Annotated in this window: 15 protein-coding genes, 1 pseudogene and 1 other annotated feature; of the genes and pseudogenes, 6 read left to right on the plus strand and 10 right to left on the minus strand. The window is 42.9% G+C overall.

Features of this window, described 5'->3' with window-relative positions; all coding sequences use genetic code 11:
- Nucleotides 1-221 precede the first annotated feature (221 nt).
- A complete protein-coding gene (rplL, locus tag BQ7344_RS08680) occupies nucleotides 222-596 on the minus strand; it encodes a 50S ribosomal protein L7/L12 (RefSeq protein ID WP_015541728.1) in 375 nt (124 codons plus the stop codon).
- Nucleotides 597-713: 117 nt separating this feature from the next.
- Nucleotides 714-1229 carry a 50S ribosomal protein L10 gene (rplJ, locus tag BQ7344_RS08685; RefSeq protein ID WP_072522264.1) on the minus strand — a complete coding sequence of 172 codons (516 nt, stop codon included), beginning with the start codon at nucleotides 1227-1229 and terminating at the stop codon, nucleotides 714-716.
- 37 nt (nucleotides 1230-1266) lie between these two features.
- Nucleotides 1267-1400, minus strand: a sequence feature (ribosomal protein L10 leader region).
- 81 nt (nucleotides 1401-1481) lie between these two features.
- On the opposite strand from rplJ, the gene BQ7344_RS08690 reads away from it, so the two are divergent.
- A complete protein-coding gene (locus BQ7344_RS08690; protein ID WP_072522265.1) occupies nucleotides 1482-3110 on the plus strand; it encodes a CDP-glycerol glycerophosphotransferase family protein in 1629 nt (542 codons plus the stop codon).
- Here BQ7344_RS08690 and BQ7344_RS08695 read toward each other — a convergent pair.
- Nucleotides 3091-4230: a hypothetical protein gene (locus BQ7344_RS08695; protein ID WP_072522266.1), complete on the minus strand. Its 1140-nt coding sequence runs from the start codon at nucleotides 4228-4230 to the stop codon at nucleotides 3091-3093. The genes BQ7344_RS08690 and BQ7344_RS08695 overlap by 20 nt on opposite strands.
- 164 nt (nucleotides 4231-4394) lie before the next feature.
- Here BQ7344_RS08695 and BQ7344_RS08700 point away from each other — a divergent pair, with 164 nt between their 5' ends.
- Together BQ7344_RS08700 and BQ7344_RS08705 are read left to right on the plus strand one after the other, a co-directional pair.
- Nucleotides 4395-6494: a CDP-glycerol glycerophosphotransferase family protein gene (locus BQ7344_RS08700; RefSeq protein WP_072522267.1), complete on the plus strand. Its 2100-nt coding sequence runs from the start codon at nucleotides 4395-4397 to the stop codon at nucleotides 6492-6494.
- Nucleotides 6495-6506: 12 nt separating this feature from the next.
- Nucleotides 6507-8078, plus strand: coding sequence for a CDP-glycerol glycerophosphotransferase family protein (locus BQ7344_RS08705; protein WP_083585515.1), 1572 nt, complete (start codon nucleotides 6507-6509; stop codon nucleotides 8076-8078).
- A 58-nt stretch (nucleotides 8079-8136) separates the two neighbouring features.
- Here the strand turns inward: BQ7344_RS08705 and BQ7344_RS08710 are convergent, their stop codons facing one another.
- Genes BQ7344_RS08710 through BQ7344_RS08720 form a run of 3 tightly spaced genes read right to left on the minus strand, consistent with a single transcriptional unit; the run spans nucleotide 8137 to nucleotide 9792 of the window.
- Nucleotides 8137-8907: a sulfite exporter TauE/SafE family protein gene (locus tag BQ7344_RS08710; RefSeq protein ID WP_235816082.1), complete on the minus strand. Its 771-nt coding sequence runs from the start codon at nucleotides 8905-8907 to the stop codon at nucleotides 8137-8139.
- A gap of 55 nt (nucleotides 8908-8962) precedes the next feature.
- Complete coding sequence (locus tag BQ7344_RS08715; protein ID WP_072522269.1) at nucleotides 8963-9526, minus strand: GNAT family N-acetyltransferase; 564 nt, start codon at nucleotides 9524-9526, stop codon at nucleotides 8963-8965.
- Nucleotides 9527-9540: 14 nt separating this feature from the next.
- Nucleotides 9541-9792, minus strand: coding sequence for a kinase (locus tag BQ7344_RS08720; RefSeq protein ID WP_072522270.1), 252 nt, complete (start codon nucleotides 9790-9792; stop codon nucleotides 9541-9543).
- 180 nt (nucleotides 9793-9972) lie between these two features.
- Here BQ7344_RS08720 and BQ7344_RS08725 point away from each other — a divergent pair, with 180 nt between their 5' ends.
- Nucleotides 9973-11061 (plus strand): pyridoxal phosphate-dependent aminotransferase, encoded by a 1089-nt coding sequence (locus tag BQ7344_RS08725; RefSeq protein ID WP_072522271.1) that lies wholly within the window; start codon nucleotides 9973-9975, stop codon nucleotides 11059-11061.
- 57 nt (nucleotides 11062-11118) lie between these two features.
- On the opposite strand, the gene spoIIID is transcribed toward BQ7344_RS08725, so the two are convergent.
- Both spoIIID and BQ7344_RS08735 read right to left on the minus strand, forming a co-directional pair.
- Entirely contained in the window at nucleotides 11119-11373 is a 255-nt protein-coding gene (spoIIID, locus tag BQ7344_RS08730; protein WP_072522272.1) for a sporulation transcriptional regulator SpoIIID, read from the minus strand.
- 67 nt (nucleotides 11374-11440) lie between these two features.
- The gene (locus tag BQ7344_RS08735) at nucleotides 11441-12127 is read right to left on the minus strand and encodes a DNA alkylation repair protein (protein WP_181985366.1); all 687 of its coding nucleotides are present in this window, start codon (nucleotides 12125-12127) and stop codon (nucleotides 11441-11443) included.
- A 124-nt stretch (nucleotides 12128-12251) separates the two neighbouring features.
- Between BQ7344_RS08735 and BQ7344_RS08740 the strand changes: the two genes are divergently transcribed.
- On the plus strand, nucleotides 12252-13343 hold the full coding sequence (locus BQ7344_RS08740) for an FtsW/RodA/SpoVE family cell cycle protein (protein ID WP_072522273.1): 1092 nt from the start codon (nucleotides 12252-12254) through the stop codon (nucleotides 13341-13343).
- Between the two features lie 55 nt (nucleotides 13344-13398).
- Here BQ7344_RS08740 and feoB read toward each other — a convergent pair whose 3' ends face one another.
- The gene (gene feoB, locus BQ7344_RS08745; protein WP_072522274.1) at nucleotides 13399-15762 is read right to left on the minus strand and encodes a ferrous iron transport protein B; all 2364 of its coding nucleotides are present in this window, start codon (nucleotides 15760-15762) and stop codon (nucleotides 13399-13401) included.
- Between the two features lie 243 nt (nucleotides 15763-16005).
- Between feoB and BQ7344_RS08750 the strand changes: the two genes are divergently transcribed.
- Nucleotides 16006-17673, plus strand: a complete 1668-nt coding sequence (locus tag BQ7344_RS08750) for an alpha-glucosidase (protein ID WP_072522275.1) — start codon at nucleotides 16006-16008, stop codon at nucleotides 17671-17673.
- Between the two features lie 114 nt (nucleotides 17674-17787).
- Here BQ7344_RS08750 and BQ7344_RS08755 read toward each other — a convergent pair.
- Nucleotides 17788-18942: pseudogene (locus BQ7344_RS08755) on the minus strand (FprA family A-type flavoprotein); the annotation flags it as partial.
- Between the last annotated feature and the right edge of the window lie 34 nt (nucleotides 18943-18976).

Consider the following 18976-nt stretch of genomic DNA (forward strand, 5'->3'; position numbering starts at 1 on the left):
ACAACATGATCCTGTTTACGGTTTGAGATAAACAGGCATATCCTTGCCATAATATAGCATTCTTCACTATAGCATAGCAATGTCAACCTGTCAACAACTTTTTTAAATTTTCGTCTTGATTTTTATCTCAAAAATGTTCCTGACATTTTTTCTATATACCATGTAACGCAAAAACAGGGACACCATAAGGTGTCCCCGTATCGCTTCGTTCTTTAACAGAATTATTTAAGAGTGATCTTAGCGCCTTCTGCTTCAAGTTTTGTTTTGATGTCTTCAGCTTCTGCTTTGGATGCGCCTTCTTTAACAACCTTCGGAGCACCGTCAACTACTGCTTTAGCTTCTTTCAGTCCAAGACCGGTAACTTCACGAACAACTTTGATAACTTTTACTTTGTTCGGTCCAACTTCTGTCAGTTCTACGTCGAACTCATCTTTTTCTTCTGCTGCTTCTCCAGCTGCTCCAGCTGCTGCTACAACAACACCTGCTGCTGCGGATACACCGAATTCTTCTTCGCAAGCTTTTACGAGTTCATTTAATTCTAATACAGATAATTCTTTGATTGCTGCAATAAATTCTTCTGTTGTTAATTTTGCCATTTTAATTTTCCTCCATTTTTTAGATTATTCTCATTAATCGCAGTTACTTACGGGAACCGCGAACTCCGCTACGCTACGTTTGCGTATCGCAAATTTGATTACATCAAATTCACTTTATTATTCAGCGGCTGCTTCTGTTTCAGCTGCTCCACCATTTGCCTCTGCGATCTGATTAAGCACACGAGCAAAGTTGGTAATAGGAGACTGGATGCTTCCAAGAAGTTTTCCAAGAAGTTCTTCTCTGGACGGAACCTGAGACAGAGCCTGGATTCCAGCCTGATCATTGTATGCTCCTTCAACTACACCTGCGATGAGTTCAAGAGCCGGGAACTGTTTTGCGTATTTAGCAAGGATTCTTGCCGGTGCTGTAGCATCTGTTGTAGAAATTGCAAGAGCGTTAGTTCCTTCCAGATGCTGGCTAAGTTCTTCACAATCAGTACCTGCGAATGCACGTTTCATCATTGTGTTTTTGTAAACTTTGTACTGAACACCAGCTTCTCTTAATTCCTTACGCAGAATTGTATCCTGTTCAACTGTAAGACCACTGTAGTTAACAAGTACTACTGCCTGTGCGTCTTTAATGCTGTTTGAGATTTCTTCTACGATTGGTTGTTTCAGTTCTACTTTTGCCATAAATGGTACACCTCCTTATAGATTTATACCGCCGCGTCAAAACATAAAAAAAGCCTTACTGCATGACAGTAAGGTCTCTGTAATCTTAAATAGAATACTTAGTCCTCGGTAGGCGTTTTGATCCTTATGCCTTACGGCACCTACTGTCTTCGGCAGCGTTCTGTATTAACTTATCACATCTTTTTCTTCATGTCAACTGTTTATTCCGATTTTTTTATGATATAATATAGAAAAAATTTTTTCGGAGGACCTATGACCGATCAGACACTTTCCACCCCGGCTGCGTCCTGCTCTCTGCGCTCCATCCGGATCCGCCATGGAAACCTGAATATCCGCGCAGATCTTACAGCCGGTCCTTTTAAATATGTAAAAACTATTCTCTCCTATCAGAATAAACTGAACGAAGATGCCACTTCCTTTGATTTCCGGACAGAGCTCATTGCTGATAGAAAATCCACTGTGCGCCTGCAGATTTCGCTGAACCTTAAGGATCTGCTACTCAAAAGCCTGTACTGGCACGTGTACATCATATTGGAAGATCCTGCATCCGGGGAGCTTGCAGAGATTCCTGTCCATATGGATACCCGGCAACGGCTTTTTCATAAATTCCTTTATAACGGAGCGCATCATACCGAAAACGGCTTTTCTTTCTATCCATTTTATACCGGAGATAAAACGCTGGCATTCGCCTACCGTGAGTGTACTCCATACGACAGCACTTCTCTTATTTATAAGGAAATATTTGCAGTCCTGCTCTACCGTCTCACTCGCAGCTACTGGAAAAAACAGCATATCTGCCTTGTATGTGAAAAATTTTCTTCCATGGCACAGGATAACGGCTATTACTTTTTCAAACACTGTATGGAAAATAACGAACAGTCTTATTTGAACAAGAAGATCCTCTATATTATTGACAGGAAATCACCGGACTATCCGAAAGTCTCACCTTACAGCAAAAATGTCGTACCATTTATGTCGCTCCGCCACATGTGCAGCCTTCTCGCCGCAGATCTGATCGTCAGTTCCGACTCTAAATATCATGCATATGCGACACAGTGTCGGCACAGTATTTTTAACCGCTATATAAAAAAGAAGAAATCTGTTTTTCTCCAACACGGCGTAACTGCCCTGAAACGTGTTGATTCTATTTATGGAAAAGGAAACCGCAGTGCCTGTGATCTCTTTATCGTCACAAATACGATGGAAGAAAAAATCATTCTCGACAATTTTGGTTATGAACCGGCTGAAGTCGCCAATACCGGCTTTGCACGCTGGGATGTTCTGAAAGATTGCTCTCAGGACAGCCATAATATCCTGATTATGCCGACCTGGCGAAACTGGCTTGATTCTGTTTCAGATGAAGCATTCGAAGATAGTACGTACTTCCGAAACTATATGCTGCTTCTCAACTCCGGGCATTTCAATGAAATATTGGAAAAGCATGACCTGCAGATTTATTTTTATCTGCATGCCAAATTCCAAAGTCACCTTAAAACATTCCATGCAGCCAGTGATCGGATTCATGTGCTCTCCTTTGGCAATACACCCGTAAATGAGATGCTGATGAAATGCCGCATGCTGATTACGGATTATTCCAGTGTCTGCTGGGACATGCTTTATCAAAACAAACCAACTCTGTTTTATCAGTTTGACCTTGACCAATATAACGAGGCACACGGAAGCTACATTGATATGCGCAAAGATCTGTTTGGCGACCGTGCTGAAACTTCCGCTGAACTGTTTGATTATATAGAAGAAGCTGCCGAACATGACTTCGCATTAAAACCAGTCTATGCCCGACAGCGTTCAGAATATTTTCAGTTCAAAGACCAGCAGCACAGCCGACAGATCTGCGTGGCTATCAAACGTCGTTTCTGCTGACACACCAGAGCGCTCTGTCTGCCCATCCTATAATTCCATCTGATATCTTTCCTGAAAGCCGTTCAAACCGAACGGCTTTTTTGATTCCTTCCAAAAAAATTGAAATCACGATGCTGCTCGCCATCAATACAAACCAGATCAGAAATGCATGTCCAAAGGAATATACAAAATTTCCAATCCATTTTGCACGGATAAAACTATGTATGTAAAATACATTCGCAGAATGTTTTCCCATGAACTGCAGGATTTCGCGAATTACCGGAAGATCGATCAAAAATTCATACGACCAGCAGATCACAGACACCGGAATCAGTCCATTCAGGACAAATTCAAAATGTTCTCTTCCCCACGCACTGTACCAGAATATAAAAAGCGCACACATAATGATTGTTTCTATCATAAATTTAATAAGTTTATTCAACCATTTGTTTCTGACGATCATAAAATCTCGAATCCGCTCCAACACATCCTGATCCGCAAAGCACACTGCAAGCGGCATCACAAACAGGTATTTTGTAAGATGTACATTCTTTTCTATCAGAAAACTTCCCGGAATCAGAAACATCAATACGATCAGCCAACTGTATTTTCTGTAAAAGCGCAGGACAAACGGAAGAAATACAATAAGAAGAACTTCCAGGCTTAAGTACCACCAGGTACTGATCAGCACCTGTGTACCAAAAAGATGTCCCACGCAGAAGAAATCCATGACAATGCTGACCAGTGTACTTACCAGTCCCTTCGCATAACTGGATGTATCTGTCAGAAATGTCACGCCCATACAGAAGAAAAACGGAACTGTAAAGAACAGTACCAGATGCAGATAGCGTTCCAGTACAAGCAATGTTCCTTCACGGCCGCTGAACTCAAAGGACTGATATTTCTTTTTCACAGAACGTGTAAGTCCATAAACAGACAAAAAAGCAAACAGACCGACACACTGTACCATGCAGCGGCTGATCATCATTGCTGCTTCTCTGGAAAGCGGTGTAAAATCCACCGATGCCCCCCCACCCATTCTTGATGCCTGCGAGAAGCAATGATAAAAAAGCAAAAAAGAAATCGCAATTCCCTTTACTGCCAACGTATTATTCTTGGTAAATCTGCTTTCTGCCTTCATCCGTATTTTCCTTTCTGATTTTCTGCCTTTCAGACTATTTTATCCCACGGCAATATCCTTTGTCAATTTTCTCCTCGTTGTTTTGCACTCTCCCCTATGTTATAATGAATACACAAATTTCAGAAACTGTCCATCAGAAAGGACACATTACTCAAGGAGGCACTATGCTCAGCAAAAAGATTTCACCATATGATCTGTCAGCAACAGATTGTATTACCACAGAGATCATATCTGCTGCAAATGGAAAAATCGCTCTGAAACTTATAGACTTCTCTGCAGACCCAGATGCATCTCTTCGATTTATTTTAAAGCACAACAAAACAGGCATGCAATTATTTCCGGAGGTTTCCCGTCCGGATCCGGACACATATCTTCTGGATTTTTCTTTTATAGAAGCTTTTTATGAGCTTACCGGCACCAATTTTTTCTATCTGACTGTGGAGACCACAAGCAATTCAAATGTTCATCTGTACCGTCTCTGTCCACCATCCGAGACAGCAGGTTCTATAAAACCCGCTGTTCTTATAGAGGATATTTATCTCAAAGATGATATCAAAGAAATCCAGACCGAACGTATTGTATTGCTCCAGCCTGCTGCTGACGATTCCCATGCATTCTGGATTACTCTCTGCAGCCGTAACCGCTTTATTCAGGTAACCCATATCTGTGATCTGAGAGGGCTCAGTATGCGCGGCGGAATTTTGAAAATCACATTTGATCTCAAACCGGATTCGCTTGAATATGTAAAAACGATTTTCCGCTTCCGCAATAAGCTTGCCGAAGCTGCCATAGCCTACGACTTCACCACAGTCAGCACCAGAAAACATGGCAATATGCTCCGTATCAAAATCTCTCTGGATCTCCATACTGTCACATGGAATGGTCTTTACTGGGATATTTATGTAGAGGTTTTCGATCCTGAAAATAATCGCACCAACCGTATACAGATCACAGTTCCCACGCGACGTCGTATGTTCATGAAATTTCTGTATAACGGTTCTTTCCATACACCGGATGACTTTTATGTCTATCCTTATTACACCGGAGGTACCAAACTGGCACTGGTCAATCGTGCCCGCGAACAATACGATGGCTTTGATATCGTTTTGAAAGAATTTATTGCAATGTTTCTCTATAATATAGCAAAGCCTTATTGGAAAAAGAAACACATCTGCCTTGTAGACGAAAAATATTCCACCAGAGCTCAGGACAACGGATATTATTTCTTCAAACACTGCATGGAAAATGACGAGGAAACCTATCTCGGACAGAAAATTTACTACATAATCACAAAGGATTCTCCTGATTACGATATGATCCGTCCATATAAGAAAAATGTTGTACACTTTATGACGATCCGACACATGTGTTATATTCTTGCCGCAGAATTGCTCGTAAGCACCGATGCCCGCAGCCACATTTATGCACAGCGAAGCCGCCACAGTATTTTTACCAGATATACGAAGAAACTGCCGTTTGTATTCCTCCAGCATGGGGTTACTGCGCTGAAACGGGTTGATTTCTTTTATGGCAAAGGCAAGCCGGGCAGCTGTGATCTTTTTGTTGTTACCAGTGAAAAAGAAAAACAGATCGTAATCGACAATTTCAATTATGAACCAGATGAAGTTATCAATACCGGTTTTGCACGCTGGGATGTATTAAAAGATAAATCACAGGATTCACATGATATTCTGGTTATGCCGACGTGGAGAAGCTGGCTGGAAGGCGCTTCCGACCGCGAGTTTGAAGAAAGCGACTATTTCCGTCATTATGCAGCATTGCTCAATTCTCAACGTTTTAAAGATCTTCTGGAAAAATATGATCTGCACGCAAACTTTTATCTGCACGCGATCTTCCAGGCACATACAGAATCTTTCCACATTGCAAGTGACCGTATTCACCTGAAATCGTTCGGTGACACACCGGTAAATGAACTGCTTATGCAGTGCAAAATGCTGATCACGGATTATTCCAGTGTCTCCTGGGATGTCCTGTACCAGAACAAGCCGACTCTGTTTTACCAGTTTGATCTGGACAAATACAATGAAGCGCATGGAAGTTATATCGATATGAAGACAGACCTCTTTGGTGATCGTGCCGAAACACTTGATCAGCTGCTGGATTCCCTGGAAAAAACAATTCAGAACAACTTCCGTATGGAGCCCAAATACGAAAAAATGCAGCAGGAATACTTCCAGTTTGAAGATCATGAACACAGCAGACATATCTGTGAAGAAATCAAAAAATGGATGAAGCGGAAATAATCGCTCTTTTCCATGTTCAGAAAGGTTTTTATGGAACAGACACTTCATATTAAAAGCTTAAAAACAAAAAATAAAAAACTCATTCTGCTTCTGAGTCGTCCTGAGAAAGCCATACAGCTTCAGGCTTCAATCGTTTTTCAGAATACAGGGTTTCATTTTTCACATCCTGTGGAACTGTCGACAGACAATTCATCAGAAATGGTACTAAAGATTGACGCCTCTTTTCTGGAACAAAATGACGGTGACTGGACACTGTTTTTTCAAGACATGACTTCCGATACTGTTTACACAACCATTCTTGACAGCAAAGTCCGTCTTGCACTCCTTCTCGGAAGGCACTATGTCCGTCTGGGTGATTTCGTGTATTTCCCGATGGGCGGCTCCGGTCACAGTTTCCTGCTCCGATGCCGTCACTGGCAGCCACATGACCGACTCAGTTTCCGAATAAAGGAACTGTCCGCTTTTGCTATTTATAAAATATTCGGTAAACTCCTCAGGAAACGTCATATATGGCTGATCTACGAAAAATTCTGTGTCACCGCGCAGGAAAATGGTTTTTACTTTTTTGAATACTGTATGAAACAAAATGAAAAGAATGTCTACTTTATTCTGGACCGGAAATCTCCTCAGTGGAATGACATGCAGAAATACAGCCAGAACGTGATCCCTTTCTTAAGTTTTCGCCATATTCTGTATCTTTTGACTGCGGATCTGTATATTTCTCCGGACGGACGTCACCATGCCTATATCTGGAAACCGATGCCGAACCCTGTCACAAGAGAGATCAATAAACAAAAACTTTATTTTCTTCAGCACGGAGTACTGTACCTTAAAAATGTAGATAATCTTTTTGGGGTGCATTCTTCCTCGCCTGTGACATATTTTACGGCATCATCTGAATTTGAAAAAAATATCATCACACAGCATATGGAATATGAACCGTCCCAAGTCCCTGTTACCGGACTTGCACGCTGGGACAAACTGGAAAATACCGCTGATCCGGCACATCCGTTCATACTGCTGATGCCGACATGGCGAAGCTGGCTGGAAGGCCAGAATGATGAACTGTTTTGTCAGAGCAGTTATTATCGGCACTATACTTCCCTTCTGAATGATCAGGAGTTATTGGATTATCTGAAAGAAAAACAGATTCGGCTTGTATTTTATATTCATCCGAAGCTCAGGGAATTTATTGATAATTTCCACGCTGATAATAATCTGATCGAACTGATTTCTTTCAATTCCGAGCCTCTGAATCAGCTTCTTATGGGCTGTTCCATGATGATCACAGATTATTCAAGCGCCTGCTGGGATGCTTATTATCTGGAAAAACCGATACTTTTTTATCAGTTTGATCTAAAGCAGTACAACGAAACGAACGGAAGTTATGTAAATATGGAAAAAGACCTGTTCGGCGACCGCTGTACAAATCAGAATGAGCTGATACGTCTCATCCGCGAGTATACAGAAAATGGTTTTCAGGAAAAACCTGCTTATGCCGCAATGCGTAACAATCTTTTTGTCGCCAGAGACCACGATAACTGCAAGAGAACTTATGAATACATTAAAAGCCAGGGCTATTAAGCTCTGGCTTTTGTATGTACTCCTGTAATTCTTATTCATTTTTATATACTTCTCAAATTCAGATCAGTTCTGTCAGTACTTTGACAAAGAAGATCACGATGACCACGATCATAACCGGTTTCACGATCTTGTGTCCATTAGATGCAAAACTGTGGCTTCCAAGATAATTGCCCGCCATATTGCATACCCCGGCTGCAATTCCCAATGGAAGAAGTACTTTGCCATTGATCAGAAATACGACAAGGGCCGTGATATTGGTTGTCAGGTTGATCGCTTTTGTGGTTCCTGCTGCATCATTCAGTGTCATATGACAGAATCCCGTAAACAAAAGCATCAGAAATGTACCCGTTCCCGGTCCGTAAATACCGTCATATACACCGATTACGACCGCAATGATCACGCATTTAAAAATCAGCATTCCATCAATTACGTCTGTTGTATTTTCCTCATTTCCTTTAAGCGCGTTGCTCCTCAGAACATAAAACAAAATTATCGGCAGCACGATCAGCATGGCAATCTTCAAAATGCTCTCCGAAATCAGAAGTGCCAGATGAGAACCCATCCAGGAACCGGCAATCGCACCAAAAACAGCAGGAATACAGATTCTCCACTTCATAAAGCCTTTTTTCATGTAGTAAAAAGACGATACAGAAGTCCCCATAAAGCTGCTCATTTTATTTGTTGCAATTGCTGTATGTACAGGCAGCCCTGCGATCATATATGCCGGAAGCGAGATCAGTCCGCCTCCGCCTGCAATCGAATCTACAAATCCTGCCAGAAATACAAAAAAACATACTACCAGATAAACTAAAACCACATTCTCTCCCACGTTCCCTGTCCTCAATTTCCTTTTGTATTTTTATTACTGTCTGTTATATTATTTGCTATTTCTTTTTCATCGCGATCAGTGTCGGGCGAAGAATCTGTACATATTCTTCATGCATTACTTCTCGCAGAAAATCTACATATTCCCAGAAAGTCAGTTCACCGTCCGGTGTAAGGATTTCAAAATCCGTATCATACACATTTACAAACAATCCTGTCTCCCTAAGTCCGTTCCGAAGATAAAAAGCCTTTCTTCTTTTGCGTTCTTCGGCATTTTCTGCTTTTTCATCCTGTGTTTCTATTTCAAAAATATATTTATGATTTTTGAACTTTTTAAGCAATGCCTCCAGTCCCATGCTTCCATATCCGGAATTTCGTTTCTCCGGTGCGACCGCATAATAATCCAGAAGCGCCCGATTCTGCTCCGCATCAATCAGATTGATTGCCAGTCCTGCGAATTCATCTTCGTCGACCATGGCAAGCATCTCCATCTTTCCATCTGCTACCAGTTTTTCCATTACATGCAGGGGCTTTTTCTCCTGTTCCGGAAATGCTTTATCATACAGATCATAAAGCTGCCATTTATATTTTGCGCCTTCATCGGCAATGTTTACAAGTTTCATTTTTTCTCTCCTGCTTAATTATTGATCATATCCGGCCATGACAGAATTTCTCTGGCAATCTTTTCTTCATAATCGCCCTCAATATCCTCACTTCTGCCTGCCTCATAGATATTTGTCTCTGCACCCCAGACTCCATCGTGATATTCCCACACATGGAATTTCAGTCCGCGGAACATAAAATCCAGACTTCCGCAACCGTCTTCTTCGGTATATTCAAACTTGATATTTTTTTGTTTCAGTGCATCCTGTACAATCTGCAGTCTCATATTTATCCCTCACCTTACATTTTTGTCTGCTGTAAATATTATTACAAATGTTGTCTGTTTGTTTCTGTTCACAATAACATCTGTTTTTCTAGTATAACACATCTTCGACGGTTGTCTATTGTAAAAAACGCTTCGATGATTTATTATAGTAAATAGCGAAAAAATGAGGAGTGTAACCTTATGACTACAAAAATGGTTTTTCATGGAAGTGACATAGAAAAAATATGTGACTACTATCATTTAAATAAAGAAGATATCGTCAAATTTGGAGCAAACGTCAATCCGCTGGGACTCTCCGTCTCTGTAAAAAGAGCAATTGCAGAAAATGTGGATCTTTTTTCTTCCTATCCGGACAGAGATTATGTGTCTCTCAGAAATACGATCTCAGAATACTGCAGGATTCCCACTGAATTTATTTTACCGGGCAACGGTTCCAGTGAACTGATTTCACTTCTGATTCAGGAACGTGCGCCGAAACACACCCTGATTCTTGGACCGACATATTCCGAATATTCCAGAGAACTCTCTTTCTCCGGAAGCACACAGGAATATTATCATCTGCGAGAAGAACGAAATTTCACTCTCGATGTAGAGGATTTGTGCAAAACTCTGGAAAACGGTTATGATTTCCTGATTCTCTGCAATCCGAATAATCCGACTTCCTCTGCGATCATGCAGGAGGATCTCCGCAAACTGATCGCATTTTGTGCAGATAAAGATATTTTTGTCATGATCGATGAAACTTACGTAGAGTTCGCACCGGATGTCGAAGAAATAACTGCGATTCCTCTGACCAGAGAATTTACCAATCTCATGGTACTGCGTGGTGTTTCTAAATTTTATGCTGCACCAGGCATGCGTCTCGGTTACGGAATTACCGGAAATATGGAATTTCTTTCCAAAATGCGAGAAAAACAGACGCCATGGTCACTGAACAGTCTTGGTGCCTTTGCCGGAGAGCTGATGCTCCGTGACCACGACTACATTCAGGAAACGCGTGATCTGATTCTCGATGAGCGTGACCGCATGGAGCAGGAACTTCAAAATATCCCTACTTTTAAAGTTTATCCTGCCTATGCCAATTTTATCTTATTAAAAATCCGCCGGGACGGTCTGACTTCCGCCGATGTCTTTGAGGCCTGCATCAAAAAAGGCCTGATGATCCGCGACTGTTCTTCCTTCCAGTGTCTGGACGGTGAATTTGTCCGCTTCTGCATCATGATGCCCGACGATAATACAAAACTCTTAAACGTACTGAAGCAGCTGTAATCCAGCTGCTTCTTTTTTCATTGCATATCGAGGAGGCGCCAGGGTACGTCCGCCGGTTCAATGTTGCATATGAAGGTACTTCTCCCGGGTAGCCAGTCCGCCACGGATGTGGCGTTCTTCCTTATTGACATTAAGTATCTTACGGGCTTCCCCTGCAAGGCCGGGATTGATTTCGCTTAGCCGTTCTGTGACATCTTTATGTACCGTACTCTTGCTTATCCCGAATTTTTTTGCCGTCTGCCGTACCGTCGCTTTCGTTTCTATTATGTAGTACGCAATTTCCACTGCACGTTCTTCGATGTAATCTTTCAAAGAAAAATCCTCCGAAGGCACTGTTTTTACAGTGTATGCGGAGGATTTTTGTGGTATGTCTTCTGTGCTATTTTCGCAGGGTCTTCAGATACTCCTTCTGCTCCGGTGTGATCCGGTAGCTCTCGATTGCTTTCTGGATAGTCTTACGGTGCACCCACTCTGACAACTTACGTTCTTCCAGATATGGAATGGTGGCATCCCACTGCTTCGCAAGCGCCGTTGCAAGATACCATGCGATCATCATATTTACATAATATTCTTCAGATTCGACATCTGCTGCCATTTTCAGATATTCCGGTCTGAAATCTTCATCCAGATAAAATGTCATCAGCATGCCGATTCCATAACGGATCGTATAAGTCTCATCTGACGCAATCCAGCTGCGGATCTCCGGAAGCAATTCATCTTTATGTTTTACAAAAATCTTTGGTGCAGGGAGGTCACAGGTTGCCCAGTTATTTACATACGGAAGAAATCTTTTCACTTCCGCAAGGCATTTTTCGTAATCTTTTATCCACGATGCGATCATTATATGCATATTGTTCTCTTCATAATATCTGTGTGGCAACTCCTGCATAAAAAGCTCTGCCTCCGGAGTCTTTGCATACTCTTTTGTAAATTTTCGAAGCTCCGGTGTGCGGATCCCGATAATCGTTTCTTTGTCGATTCCCGGAAGCAGCCTGCTGTGAAAATCCCTGTATTTCAGATCCTGCATTTCAAATAATTTCTTTTCCAGCTTTTCTATGAAACCCATAATCTTATTCTGCCTTCGTTTGATATATTCAAAATTATAGCACACCATTATTTTTGTACAATCCTTCATGTATATTTTCGGCATTTTTCATATAGCATTTAATAAAAGACTTTTGGGGTGCTTCATGTCCGATCAGAAAAAGAACACACAGCCACCCGTTGATACTGCCCTTCTGATCCTCGTTCTTGTCCTGGCTGTTTTTGGGCTGATCATCCTCTTAAGTGCCAGCGAATATAACGGCCGGGTTCGCTTCCATGACTCTGCCTATTACTTCAAAAAACAGCTTTTCGCCACCTCACTCGGTCTTGGTGCCATGTATATAATCTCCACCATGAATTATCGCTTTTTTGTCCGGCTTGCGCCTGCTGCCTATCTGCTCTCCCTGCATCTCTCTACCACAGTGCTGCTTGTCGGACAGGAGATCAACGGTTCAAAACGCTGGCTGAATCTCGGTCCTCTTTCCTTCCAGCCTTCAGAGTTTGCCAAAGTCGCTGTCATTCTCTTTCTCACCTGGCAGATAGAAAACTCCCGCAGACGAACGGACGGCTTCTGGTTCATGTGCCGCACGATGCTGACTCTACTCCCCATCACAGGTCTGGTCGGTTCCAACAACTTAAGTACCGCGATCATCATTCTCGGAATCGGTGTCATTCTGATCTTCGCTTCCAGTCCACGCTACATGCAGTTCGTCGCGCTCGGCAGTGCCGGCATCGGTTTTATCGCAGTCTTTCTCGCTGCAGAAAGCTACCGTCTGGAACGTCTCGCTATCTGGCGTAATCCGGAAAAATATGAAAAAGGATTCCAGACCATTCAGGGACTTTATGCGATCGGGAGCGGTGGGCTTTTTGGCCGTGGTCTCGGAAACAGCATACAAAAACTGGGCTTCGTCCCCGAAGCCCAGAATGATATGATTTTTTCAATTATATGTGAAGAAACAGGGCTTGCAGGTGCCATTATCCTGATTCTGATCTTCGCCCTGCTGCTCTGGCGGCTCTGCGTGATCTCCATGCATTGTCAGGAGCTTTCCGGGGCACTGCTCTCCACCGGGATCATGGGACATCTGGCGATTCAGGTCATTCTGAACATTGCCGTTGTCACCAACACAATTCCCAACACCGGAATCACACTTCCCTTCATCAGTTACGGTGGCACTTCCATCGTCTTTCTCCTCGGAGAAATGGGGATCGCCCTGAATATAAGCCGTTACCGAAAATAGCAGTTTCACTATGATATCCTGCTCTCCCGGAAATTTCCATCAATACGATCAACTATCAGAAGAAAAACCCACCGACCAGATGCACTACAAATGCAACTGCCCATGCGATCACGCACTGTCCGATCACAACCCCGACTGCCCATTTGCCACCGAGTTCTCTTTTGACCGATGCAATTGCAGCAACACATGGTGTATACAGAAGGCAGAATGCAAGCAGGCTCGCGGCAGCCAAAGGCGTAATACAGCCCAGTAAAGTCGCAGTGCTTCCAAATAAAACGGAAAGCGTCGATACCACACTTTCTTTTGCCATAAATCCGGTGATCAATGCTGTAGAGATTCGCCAGTCACCGAATCCCATTGGTTTGAAAATCGGTGCAATCACACTTGCCACCATCGCAAGAATACTGTCTTTTGAATCAGTCACAATGCTGAAATGCACATCAAAAGTCTGCAGGAACCAGATCACCAGGGTTGCCATAAATATAACAGTAAATGCTCTCTGCAGAAAATCTTTCGCTTTGTCCCAGAGCAAATGTCCGACATTCTTTGCACCCGGCATACGGTAATTCGGAAGTTCCATAACGAACGGCACTGCTTCTCCACTGAACAACGTTCTCCGCATCAGAAGTGCCATCAGGATTCCCATCAAAATCCCGCCAAAGTACAGAGCAATCATTACAAGTGCTCCATGTTTCGGGAAAAATGCTGCCGCAAAAAATGCATAGATTGGAAGCTTTGCCGAACAGCTCATAAACGGAGTCAACAAGATCGTCATCTTACGGTCACGTTCCGACGGAAGTGTACGGCTTGCCATAACACCCGGAACAGTACAACCGAATCCGACCAGCATCGGAACAATACTTCTTCCGGAAAGACCGATCTTTCGCAGCAGCTTGTCCATTACAAATGCAACACGCGCCATATATCCGCTGTCTTCCAGCAACGATAAGAAGAAAAACAACGTCACGATAACCGGAAGAAAACTTAAAACACTTCCGACGCCGTTAAAAACTCCATCCATAACAAGCGAATGAATCACACCATTGACACCGGCCGCCCTCATCCACTGATCTACAATATTACCCAGTGCCGTGATGCCCATCTCAAGAAGATTCTGCAAAAATGCACCAATCACGCTGAAAGTCAGGAAGAAAACAAGTCCCATGATTCCGATAAAGCACGAAATTGCCGTATACTTTCCTGTCAGAATGCGGTCAATCTTCATACTCCTCAGGTGTTCTTTGCTTTCTTTTGGCTTTACGACTGTTTCATCACAGACTTTCTCGATGAAATCAAAACGCATATGGGCAATAGCTGCTGCACGGTCAAGTCCACGCTCTTTTTCCATCTGTTTAACGATATGTTCCAGTGTCTCTTTTTCATTCTGGTCCAGTTTCAGACTTTCCATAATCAGCGAATCGCCTTCGGCAAGCTTCGCTGCTGCAAAACGTACCGGAATTCCGGCTGCCTTCGCGTGATCCTCGATTAGATGCATGATTGCATGAAGGCACCGATGTACCGCACCACCGTCTTCATTTACATCACAAAAATCAATTGGCTGCGGACGTTCCTGATATTTTGCCACATGAATGGCATGCTGTACCAGTTCATCAATTCCTTCATTCTTTGCCGCAGAAATCGGGATGACCGGGATTCCCAGCATATCCTCCATCTGATTGACCAGAATGGAACCGCCATTTTCCCGCACCTCATCCATCATATTCAACGCAAGAACCATCGGAATATCCAGTTCCATCAACTGCATCGTCAGATACAGATTTCTCTCAATATTCGTCGCATCTACAATGTTGATGATTCCTTTTGGATGTTCATCAAGCACAAAATTTCGTGTTACGATCTCCTCGCTGGAATACGGTGACATGGAGTAAATACCCGGCAGGTCGGTGACCAGAGTATTGCTTTTTCCACGGATATTTCCATCTTTTCTGTCTACGGTAACGCCCGGAAAGTTTCCGACATGCTGGCTGGAGCCAGTCAGCTGATTAAATAATGTGGTTTTACCGCAGTTCTGGTTTCCTGCAAGCGCGAACGTAAGAATTTCATTGTCCGGAAGCGGATGCTCCGTCTCTTTTTTGTGGTATTTTCCGCCTTCACCAAGTCCCGGATGCGGAATTGTCCTCGCTGTATTATTTTTATGTAACGCCCTGCTGTCCGGTACACTAACAGCGTCGCGTATATTCTCTATCTCTATCTTTTCTGCATCTGCAAGTCGCAGCGTCAGTTCATAACTGTGGATACGAAGTTCCATCGGATCGCCCATCGGCGCATATTTCACCATGGTCACTTCGCCCTTCGGGATCAGTCCCATATCCAGAAAATGCTGCCGCAATGCTCCCTCTCCACCGACAGAACGTATTGTTGCAGTCTTTCCAATCGGAAGTTCACGTAATGATGTCATATCGACTTTCCTTTCTGTCTTTTCCTATTTTTGTCTGATTCTTTGTTTTATTGATATTTTTTATCATTATATACAGATTAACGGTATGCCAAATGAGAAAAATTGTCAATAGAATTTCCTGAGAATTTTCTTCCTTATATATCTACTTCATTTTTTATCAGAGATATAAATATATTTTTATAACACTTTCGTCTCAAAAGAGCTTATAATAGATTCACGATATAAACTGAGGAGGACTTTATTATGGAAAAAAAATGGTGGCATGAAAAAGTTGCCTATCAAATTTATCCAAAGAGTTTTTATGACTCAAACGGTGACGGAATCGGGGATATCCCGGGAATTATAGAAAAATTAGACTATCTGAAAGCTCTGGGTGTCGACATTGTATGGATTTCCCCATGCTATCCGTCTCCTTTTGCCGATCAGGGATACGACATCTCTGATTATTACAACATCAATCCTGTTTTCGGAACACTGGAAGACATGGACCGTCTTCTTGTCGAGGCAAAGAAACGTGATATGTATATTCTTCTGGATCTCGTAGTAAACCACTGTTCTGATGAACATGAGTGGTTCCAAAAAGCCTGCGAAGATCCGGACGGAAAATACGGCAATTTCTTCTACATTACCGACAAAAAAGAAGGCGAACTGCCATGCAACTGGCGCAGTTACTTCGGTGGTCCTGTCTGGGAAACTCTGCCGGGGCATCCGGACAAACAGTATCTGCACGTTTTCCACAGGAAACAACCGGATCTGAACTGGGAAAATCCGGAGGTTCGTGAAGAAATATACAAAAATATCAACTGGTGGCTGGATCGCGGTGTCAGCGGTTTCCGTATCGATGCGATCATTAATATCAAGAAGAAATTTCCATTTGCGGACTATCCCGTCGATCGTCCGGACGGCCTTTCCAGCATTCAGAATATGTTGAAAGAAGCTACCGGAATCGGTGAATTCTTAAGCGAAATGCAGGCGCGCACCTTTGGCCCGCACAATGCTTTTTCCGTAGGTGAAGTATTTGATGAAAAAGACGAAGAGCTTCCGGATTTCATCGGAGACGGTGGATATTTTTCCAGTATGTTTGATTTCTCCACAACTGTTTTCGGCGGAAGCCCGAACGGCTGGTACGACCGCAAAACCATCACTCCTGATGACTACAAAGAATGCTGTTTCCACTCCCAGCAGCGTGTCGGGGATATCGGTTATCTTTCCAATATTATAGAAAACCATGATGAACCGCGTGGTGTCAGCCACTACATCCCGGACGGAGACCTTTCTCTCCACAGTAAGAAATTTCTTGCAACAATGTATTTTATGCTCCGCGGCCTGCCGTTTATCTATCAGGGACAGGAGATCGGTATGGAAAATATGCACTTCCAGTCCATCGATCAGGTCGATGATATCAGCACAATCGACGAATATCATGTTGCAAAAAATGCCGGTCTGAACGAAAAGGAGGCACTGTCCTGCATCTCCAGATACAGCCGTGACAATGCCCGTACACCGGTTCAGTGGAACGACAGCGCCAATGCCGGATTTACCAGTGGAAATCCATGGCTTCCGCTCAACCCGAATTATAAAGAGATCAATGTAGCTTCACAGGAAAACGATCCGGATTCTCTTCTTTCTTTCTATAAAGAACTGATTGCACTGCGTAAAAATCCGGAATATAAAGAAACCATTGTTTATGGCGAACTGATTCCTTATCTCGAAGAGCAGCACAACCTGATGTCTTACTATCGTAAAGGAGACAAAACCCTCCTTGTACTCGGCAATTTCCAGAAAGAGCCTCAGACTGTAAAACTGCCGTCTGCATGCCGCAAAGTTCTGCTCAACAATTATCCTCAGCTGAACATCAGCGACGACTCTGTAATTCTTGATAATTACCAGGCGGTTGTAATCGAACTGTAAACCAAATTTTTTGTTTTTCTGATTTCATACAGTAAAAAATCCCCACAGGGATATGTATACTGAAATTCTTTAAAGTTTCAGCGCCTCATATCCTGTGGGGATTTCTTTATTTTATTTGCAAAGCTCTTCTGCCATCTGATCAAGTTCTTTGATGTTTTCTTCACTTAAGGAAGACATGATCTTAACTGTGGTATCAAGCCATGTAATGTTTTTGCTCTTTTCAAATTCTGCTTTCATAACTTTGGCAGCATTCGGAGCCCAGCTTCCATTCTCAATCAGACCGATCGTACGGTTCTGATAGTTTCTTTCTGTCAGATGGTCGATGTATGTTTTCATGAACGGAAAGATATCGGCATTGTAGGTGATTGTGGCAAGAACCAGTTTACCATAGCGAAATGCCTCTTCAACAGCTTCTGCCATATCATCTCTTGCAAGATCAAATACGGAAACTTTCGGGCAGCCTTTCTCTTCCAGCTTCTGTGCCAGAACTTCTACGGCTTTCTTTGTATTTCCATAAACAGATGAATATGCGATCACAACACCTTCACTCTCAACCTTGTAAGAGGACCAGATGTCATATTTCTCAATGTAATGTCCCAGATTCTCAGTCAGAATCGGTCCATGCAGCGGGCAGATCGTCTGGATATCCAGAGTTGCAGCTGCTTTTAGAAGCTTCTGTACCTGTGCACCGTATTTACCGACAATACCGATGTAATAACGGCGGGCTTCGCAATCCCAGTCTTCCTCTACATCAAGAGCACCAAATTTACCAAATCCGTCTGCGGAAAACAGAACTTTGTCCGTGCTGTCATATGTAACCATAACTTCCGGCCAGTGAACCATCGGTGCAAATACAAATGTCAGGACATGTTTGCCCAGTGTCAGACTCTCTCCGTTGGCAACAACCAGTTTTTTGCCTTCCAGATCCATACCTCTGAAGAAATTTTCCATCATGGTAAAAGTCTTTGTATTTGCAACAACAGTGGTATCCGGATATGCTTTCATGAAGTTTTCAATGTTTGCCGCATGATCCGGCTCCATATGCTGTACAACCAGATAATCCGGCTTTGCTCCATCCAGGACTTTGGCAACATTTCCAAGCCATTCTTCAGTGAAGTTTGCATCTACGGTATCCATAACTGCGATCTTTTCATCTTTGATCACATAAGAGTTATAGGACATACCGTTCGGCACCTCATACTGTCCCTCAAACAGATCGACCTGATGGTCATTTACACCTACATAATAAATATCATTTCCGATTTTCATCTTAACAATGTACCTCCTTATTGATCCGGATTTT

The sequence above is a fragment of the Blautia sp. Marseille-P3087 genome, assembly GCF_900120195.1.
Taxonomy (GTDB): domain Bacteria; phylum Bacillota; class Clostridia; order Lachnospirales; family Lachnospiraceae; genus Blautia_A.

Coding starts and splice junctions, on each gene's coding strand:
- BQ7344_RS08715 (WP_072522269.1), bottom strand. CDS start 9,526: ATGAAACTTGTAAACATTGCCGATGAAGGCGCAAAATATAAATGGCAG.
- BQ7344_RS08735 (WP_181985366.1), bottom strand. CDS start 12,127: ATGGGTTTCATAGAAAAGCTGGAAAAGAAATTATTTGAAATGCAGGAT.
- BQ7344_RS08725 (WP_072522271.1), top strand. CDS start 9,973: ATGACTACAAAAATGGTTTTTCATGGAAGTGACATAGAAAAAATATGT.
- feoB (WP_072522274.1), bottom strand. CDS start 15,762: ATGACATCATTACGTGAACTTCCGATTGGAAAGACTGCAACAATACGT.
- BQ7344_RS08705 (WP_083585515.1), top strand. CDS start 6,507: ATGTTCAGAAAGGTTTTTATGGAACAGACACTTCATATTAAAAGCTTA.
- rplL (WP_015541728.1), bottom strand. CDS start 596: ATGGCAAAATTAACAACAGAAGAATTTATTGCAGCAATCAAAGAATTA.
- BQ7344_RS08720 (WP_072522270.1), bottom strand. CDS start 9,792: ATGAGACTGCAGATTGTACAGGATGCACTGAAACAAAAAAATATCAAG.
- BQ7344_RS08695 (WP_072522266.1), bottom strand. CDS start 4,230: ATGAAGGCAGAAAGCAGATTTACCAAGAATAATACGTTGGCAGTAAAG.
- BQ7344_RS08750 (WP_072522275.1), top strand. CDS start 16,006: ATGGAAAAAAAATGGTGGCATGAAAAAGTTGCCTATCAAATTTATCCA.
- BQ7344_RS08700 (WP_072522267.1), top strand. CDS start 4,395: ATGCTCAGCAAAAAGATTTCACCATATGATCTGTCAGCAACAGATTGT.
- BQ7344_RS08690 (WP_072522265.1), top strand. CDS start 1,482: ATGACCGATCAGACACTTTCCACCCCGGCTGCGTCCTGCTCTCTGCGC.
- rplJ (WP_072522264.1), bottom strand. CDS start 1,229: ATGGCAAAAGTAGAACTGAAACAACCAATCGTAGAAGAAATCTCAAAC.
- BQ7344_RS08740 (WP_072522273.1), top strand. CDS start 12,252: ATGTCCGATCAGAAAAAGAACACACAGCCACCCGTTGATACTGCCCTT.